The organism is Kitasatospora sp. NPDC007106, from assembly GCF_040634455.1.
In the GTDB taxonomy this organism is placed as follows: domain Bacteria; phylum Actinomycetota; class Actinomycetes; order Streptomycetales; family Streptomycetaceae; genus Kitasatospora; species Kitasatospora arboriphila.
The window spans coordinates 1-2,585 of record NZ_JBEYFP010000805.1; the positions used below are offsets into that span (position 1 = coordinate 1).

Annotated in this window: 2 protein-coding genes; both read right to left on the reverse strand. The window is 70.4% G+C overall.

Features of this window, described 5'->3' with window-relative positions; translation table 11 throughout:
• Positions 1 to 28: 28 nt before the first annotated feature.
• Entirely contained in the window at positions 29 to 1,624 is a 1,596-nt protein-coding gene (locus tag ABZ641_RS32590) for a M4 family metallopeptidase (RefSeq protein WP_359987691.1), read from the reverse strand.
• A gap of 204 nt (positions 1,625 to 1,828) precedes the next feature.
• Positions 1,829 to 2,585: 12-oxophytodienoate reductase (locus ABZ641_RS32595; protein WP_359987694.1), on the reverse strand; the 757-nt coding region annotated here is incomplete at its 5' end.

Sequence of the window (2,585 nt, forward strand, 5' to 3'; positions counted from 1 at the left end):
CCGTGCCGCCGCACCGGAGTCGTGGGGATCAGGCGACGCTGACCGCGCTCCAGGCCGCCGCGACCGCGTTGTACTCGGCGCTGCCGGATCCGTACAGGTCCTTGGCCGCGTTCAGGGACGCGGTGCGGGCGCCCTTGTAGTCGGTGGTGGACGTCATGTAGACGGTCAGCGCCCGGTACCAGATCTTGGCGACCTTCTGGTTGCCGATGCCGGTGACGGTGGAGCCGTTGCAGGTCGGGCTGTTGTAGGTGATGCCGTTGATCGTCCGGCTGCCGCTGCCCTCACTGGCGAGGAAGAACCAGTGGTTGCCCACGCCCGAGGAGTTGTGCACGTCCAGCTGGCCGACCTTCCTGCTCCAGCAGTCGGCCGAACGGCCGTCCAGCGAGGGCTTGTCGAAGCGCCGCAGCCACGGCGGGGTCGACTGGTCGCTGAACAGGTAGTCGGGGGTGTCGATGCCGTTGTTGGCGTACCACTCGACCATGGTGCCGAAGATGTCGCTGGTCGACTCGTTGAGGCCGCCGGACTCGCCGCTGTAGCGGAGGTTGGCGGTGGCGCTGGTGACGCCGTGGGTCATCTCGTGGCCCATGGTGTCGAGGTCGACCTGCTCCGGGTCGGTGGTGCCGTCACCGTCGCCGGTCATCATGCAGAAGCAGCTGTCGGACCACTGGGCGTTGTCCCACTTGGTGCCGACGTGCACGAAGACGGTGGCGCCCTTGCCGTCGTTCTTGATGCCGTTCCGGCCGAAGGTGTTCTTGTAGTAGTCGTACGTCCAGGCGGTGTTGGCGTGGGCGTCGACGGCGGCGGTGGCCCGGTCGGTGGAGAACTTCCGGCCGTCGCCCCAGATGTTGTCGGCGTCGGTGTACAGCGTGCCGGAGTTGGCGTTCAGGCTGCTCGCGGAGACGTTGCGGGCGTCCTTGGTGATGGTGCCCCGGGTCGGGTCTATCAGCGCGTACAGGCCGTTGGACTGCAGCGTGGTGTCGATCGTGACGGTGCCGGTGTACTCCGAGCGGCCGGTGCCGGAGGCCTCGTGCTCGGCGTCGAACTGCTCGATCTCGGCGCCGGTGACGGCGTCGGTGACGACGACCCGGCCGGAGGGCTGGCCCTGCTTGCCGAGGCCGCTCACCGTGGTCTGCCAGGCGAGCCGGGCGGTGCCGTCGGCGGCCCAGACGACCAGCCGGGGCTGGGAGGTGGCGGACGAGATGCCGGGTGCGGCGGCCAGCGCCTTCGCGGCGGTGGCCTGTGCGGGGACGCTCGGGACGGTGCTCCGGACGGCGGGGCTGTGGCCCTTGGCCCGGGTCGAGTCCTTGAGCCGGCCGCGGGCGTCCTGGTGCACCACCAGGTCGCCGCCGATCACCGGCAGTCCCTGGTAGGTGCGGTCGAAGCGGACGTGCTGGGTGCCGTCGGGGTCGATCAGGACGTCCTTGACCAGGAGGTCCTGCCCGGCGCCGAAGCCGAACAGCTCGGCGTTGCGGGCGACGTTGGCCCTGGCCTTGGCGATCGCGGTGTCGCGGCCGGGGACGGCGGATGCGGTGGAGATCTGGACGCCTGCGGCGACGAGTGCGGCGGTTGCCGCCAGGGCGCCGGCCGTGAGGGCGTGCCGGCGCGAAGAGGAGGTGGGGCCCACTCTGTACTCCAGTCGGTAGTTGCTGGGTGCCGACTGAGAGCGTGGCCGTGAACAGACAAACACTTCTACGAAACAGTATGGAACTTGACCATTCCGTAGCCGAAGATGCGATGAATTCCGATCGAATCCGATCGAAATGAACAGGTGTCAGGACATACAGAAGGGGCGCGTGGGATGTCCCACGCGCCCCTGTGTCGGGTGGAGCTAGCTCAGCGTCCGCAGCGCCGCGGCGTCGAAGGGCTTCAGCTCCTCGTGGCGGCCCTGAAGGACCTTCAGCGCCCAGTCCGGGTCCTGGAGGAGGGCTCGGCCGACGGCGACCATGTCGAACTCGTCGCGCTCCAGGCGGTCCAGCAGGTCGTCGATGCCCTGCACCGGGGAACCCTCGCCGGCGAAGCCGCGGATGAAGTCGCCGTCCAGGCCGACCGAGCCGACGGTGATGGTGGGCCGGCCGGTGAGCTTCTTCGTCCAGCCCGCCAGGTTGAGGTCCGAGCCCTCGAACTCGGGCAGCCAGTATCGGCGGGTGGAGGCGTGGAAGGCGTCGACGCCGGCGGCGGCCAGCGGCGCCAGGATCGCCTCCAGCTCGGCCGGGCTCTCGGCGAGCCGGGCGCTGTACGCCTCCTGCTTCCACTGCGAGTAGCGGAAGATCACCGGGAACTCCGCGGAGACGCGCTCGCGCACCGCGGCCACGATCTCGGCGGCGAATGTCGTCCGGGCCACCGGGTCGCCGCCGTAGGCGTCGGTGCGGCGGTTCGTCCCGGCCCACAGGAACTGGTCGAGCAGGTAGCCGTGGGCGCCGTGCAGCTCGACGCCGTCGAAGCCGATCCGCTCGGCCGCGGCGGCGGCCTCCGCGAAGGCGCCGATGACGTCGTCCAGGTCGGCGCGGGTCATCGCCCGGCCGGTGCCCTCGGTGCCGTCGATGCGCAGGCCCGACGGGCCGACGGCGGGGGCGTCGGCGGAGGGC